3 protein-coding genes are annotated in these 4,278 nt (G+C 69.9%); all 3 read left to right on the top strand.

The genetic code is table 11. From position 1 onward, the window contains the following. Positions 1-866 (top strand): ABC transporter substrate-binding protein (locus AC1DU6_RS21710; protein ID WP_477859528.1); only part of this gene is annotated, 866 nt, incomplete at its 5' end. Positions 867-941: 75 nt separating this feature from the next. After that, complete coding sequence (locus tag AC1DU6_RS21705; RefSeq protein WP_477859527.1) at positions 942-1,730, top strand: SDR family oxidoreductase; 789 nt, start codon at positions 942-944, stop codon at positions 1,728-1,730. After that, positions 1,730-4,090 carry a penicillin acylase family protein gene (locus tag AC1DU6_RS21700; protein ID WP_477859525.1) on the top strand — a complete coding sequence of 787 codons (2,361 nt, stop codon included), beginning with the start codon at positions 1,730-1,732 and terminating at the stop codon, positions 4,088-4,090. The genes AC1DU6_RS21705 and AC1DU6_RS21700 overlap by 1 nt, the downstream gene beginning before the upstream one ends. The last annotated feature ends 188 nt before the right edge of the window (positions 4,091-4,278 follow it).

Raw genomic sequence — 4,278 nt, 5'->3', positions numbered from 1 at the left:
CTGCCAAGTCCCTGGCCAGCCAGGGTGTGCTGGCGCTGATGCTGAGCCGTGGCACCGGCCCGACCGAGGCCCTGCTGCCCGTGCTGAAGGAGAACAAGCTGCCACTGATCGCGCCCGCCACTGGCGCCATCAGCCTGCGCGAGCCGGTCCAGCCCTGGGTCTACCACTTGCGCGCCAGCTACCAGAAGGAGGCCGAACGCGCGGTCAAGCACCTGGCCGGCATTGGCGTCAAGCGCATCACCATCGTGCAGGTCAACGACCCCTTCGGCAATGACGCCGGCAAGGGCGCCATCAAGGGCCTGGACGACATCAAGCTGCGCGCCATGTCCAACCTGCGCTTTGACCGCAACAAGCCCGATCTCGCACCGACGATGCAGGCCATCGCCAAGGCCGGCATCGAGGCCGTCGTGCTGATCGGGCCGGCCTATGCGGTTGTGGAGGGCGTGCAGGCGCTGCGCGCGGCCGGCTCCACGGCGCACGTGGCCACGCTGTCCAACAACGCCTCGGCCGATTTCGTGAAGGCGCTGGGCAATGACAGCCGTGGGGTCATCGTGACCCAGCTCTTTCCCTACGAGCGCTCGACGGCCAACCTGATGGTGCGGGAGGCGCTGAGCCTGGCCAAGTCCGCCGGCCGCAACGAGCTGACGCCGGCCCATGTTGAAGGCTTTGCCGCGGCGAAACTGATCGTCGAAGCCCTCAAGCGCGCACCGGGCAAGGAGATTACGCGCGAGAGCCTGGCCAAGGCGCTGGACGGCGCCCGCATCGACCTGGGCGGCCTGCAGGTGCACTACTCCGAGAAGGAGCACAGCGGCCTGGAGTACACCGACGTGTCCATCGTGGGCGAGGACGGCAAGTTCAAGCGCTGAACTCGGCGCGCAGCACCCTCGACCGCGCGATGATGCGGGCCTGTCAAGGCCGCGCATGGCGATCGAGGAGCTGACATGGATCTGGGACTGAAAGGCCACTGGGCGCTGGTCTGTGCGGCGAGCAAGGGCTTGGGCCGAGGCTGTGCCGAGGCGTTGGTGGGTGAGGGCGTCAACGTCGTCATCACGGCACGCGGCGAGGCCGAGCTGCTGGCGACAGCTGATGCGCTGCGGGCCCTGAACCCTGACGCCGAGGTGCGCGCCGTGGCCGGCGACATTGCCACTCCCGAAGGCCGTGCAGCGGCGCTCGCGACCTGCCCGCGGGTGGACATCCTCATCAACAACGCCGGCGGCCCGCCGCCCGGGGATTTCCGCGACTGGGGCCGCGAGCAGTGGATCGCCGCGCTGGACGCCAACATGCTGGCACCCATCGAGCTCATCAAGGCGACGGTGGACGCGATGGCGGCGCGCGGCTTCGGTCGCATCGTCAACATCACCTCGGGCGCGGTCAAAGCGCCCATCGACACGCTGGGCCTGTCCAACGGCGCGCGTTCCGGCCTGACGGGTTTCGTCGCCGGCGTGGCCCGCCAACCGCGCCTGGCCGGCGCCAACGTGACGATCAACAACCTGCTGCCGGGTGCCTTCGATACCGACCGACTGAAGAAGGGCTTCGCCGCCGGCGCCGCCAAGGCGGGCGTCAGCGCGGATGAACTGGCGGCCAGGCGCCGCGCGGCCATTCCCGCGCGGCGCTTCGGCAACGCCGCCGAGTTCGGCGCCATCTGCGCCATGCTGTGCAGCGCCCAAGCCGCCTACCTGACGGGCCAGAACATCTTGCTCGACGGCGGCGGCTACCCGGGGACCTTCTGATGAGGTGGCTCAAGCGCATCCTCCTTGCCTTGCTGGCCCTCGTGCTGCTGTTCGCTCTGGCGCTGTGGCTGACCTTGCGTGGCAGCCTGGCCCAGCTCGACGGTGAACGTGCCATCGCCGCCCTGAGTGCGCCGGCCGAGTTGCAGCGCGACGCGCGCGGCTACCTGACCATCACTGCCGAGAACCGCCTGGACGTGGCCCGGGCCCTGGGCTTCGCACACGCTCAGGAGCGCTTCTTCCAGATGGACCTGATGCGCCGCAACGCCGCTGGCGAGCTGTCCGCGCTGGTGGGCGCGAAGGCGCTGCCGCTGGACAAATCGCGCCGCCTGCATCGCTTCCGCCACCGTGCTGAAGCCGGCATCGCGGCCTTGGCCGCAGATGAGCGCGCGCTGCTGGACGCCTATGTGAGCGGCGTCAACGCTGGCCTGGCCGGCCTCGGCGCACGCCCGCCCGAATACCTGCTGCTGCGCCAGCAACCCCAGCCCTGGGTCGCGGCCGACACCGTCCTCGTCGCCTATGGCATGTACCTCGACCTGCAGGGCGCCCAGGGCCGCGACGACGTCGCCACGGGCTTGCTGCGCGAGGCCGTGCCGGACGACTGGTATGCCTTCCTGACCCAGCACAGCGCCGACTGGCAGGCCGCCATGGACGACAGCCGCGTGACTGCCGTGCCCCTGCCAGCGGGGCCGCTGCCGGCCGCATTGCGCGCTGCCAAGACGGCCTGCAGCGACTGCAGCCTGCGTGACGCCCGTGACATCGGCAGCAACAACTTCGCCGTCGCGGCCGCGCATGGCGCGGGCGGGCGGGCCATCCTGGCCGACGACATGCACCTGGGCCTGCGCTCGCCCGGCACCTGGTTCAAGGCGCGCATGAAGTGGAAGGACGCGGCCGGCAGCCATGACGTGGCTGGGGTGACCCTGCCCGGCGCGCCGCTGCTCGTCGTCGGCAGCAACGGCCACGTGGCCTGGGGTTTCACGAACACGACCTCCGACTGGGCTGATGTCGTCGCGTTGAAGCTCAACGCGGCTGGCACGCACTACCTGGCTGGCGGCGCTGAGAAGCCGCTGCAACGTGCCGTCGAGCGCATCGAGATCGCGGGYGAGGCCCCGGTCGACCATGTCGTGCTGGAAAGCGAATGGGGCCCCGTCATGCCTCAAAAGGCAGCGAGCGGGCAGGCCTATGCGCTGCGCTGGGTGGCCCATGACCGCGAGGGCATGAATCTGCGCCTGATGCATATGGAGACAGCCGCCAATGTCGACGAGGCCGTGCAACTGGCCGCGGGCGCCGGCATGCCGGCCCAGAACCTGCTGGTGGCCGACGCCGGCGGGCGCATCGCCTGGACCGTCATCGGCGCGATGCCCAAACGCGTCGGCGCCGAGGATATGGACCGTCCCCAGGACTGGAGCGACGGCCGCCCGCGCTGGCRGGGCTATCTCGGCGCGGCCGAGCAGCCGCGCATCGTCGACCCGGCCGACGGGCGGCTGTGGACGGCCAATTCGCGCATGGTCGGTGGCGAGGCGATGAAGCTGCTCGGCAACGGTGGCTGGGATCTCGGCGCCCGCGCCCGGCAGATCCGCGATGACCTGCGCGCCCAGGACAAGTTCGATGAAGCCGGCCTGCACGCCATCCAGCTCGACCACCGCGCGCTCTTCCATCAGCGCTGGCGCAAGCTGCTGCTGGAACAGGTGCTGACGCCCGACTTCGTCACTGCCAACGGCCTGACGGACTATCTCGTCGAGGTCGAGAAGGGCGCCGACGCAGCCCGCCCGGACGCGGTCGGTTATCTGCTCGTGCGCTCCTTCCGGTTGCAGTCGCTGAAAAACATCTTCGACCCGCTGGCTGGCCTGTTGGAAGCGCAAGGCGCGAAGCTGTCCGACCTGAAACTGGTGCCCGAGACGCCCGGCTGGGCGCTGATCCAGGCGGCGCGGCCTGACACCCTTCCAGGCAGCTTCAAGACCTGGCCCGAGCTCCTGCAGCGCGCCGTGCTCGACAGCCGCAAGGAGCTGCTGAGCAAATACGGCAGCCTCGCCGCAGCCACCTGGGGTGCCGACAACCCCACCAGCGTGCGCCACCCGCTGAGCGTCGCCGTGCCGGCGCTCTCAAGCTGGCTGGACCAGGCCTCCCAGGGCATGGCCGGCGACAGCCACATGCCACGCGTGCACAACCACGGCCATGGCCAGAGCGAGCGCATGGTGGTGTCGCCCGGCCATGAGGAAAGCGGCATCCTCGTCATCCCGGGTGGCCAGAGCGGCCACCCGATGTCGCCCTTCTACCGGGGCGACCATGCCGCCTGGCTGGCCGGCGAGGCCCTGCCTTTCCTGCCCGGCGAGACCGTGCACCGACTCGTGCTGCGCCCCTGATCCAGGCGACCCTATTCCCGCGGAATGGGGACGCCAGCCGAACCGCCCGCTGGGCACAATCCCTGTCACCCGATAACGAAGCGAGGATCACGATGAACAACAAGACGCTCAGCAGGGCCGTGCTGGCTTCTCTGGCTTTTGCCGCGATGGCCGCGCAGGCCCAGGAGGCGGGCTCCAATGTCGAGAAG

This window comes from Roseateles sp. P5_B10 (assembly GCF_056400485.1).
Note: the sequence above shows the minus strand (reverse complement) of the source record. Positions and strands in the feature narration are given on the sequence as shown.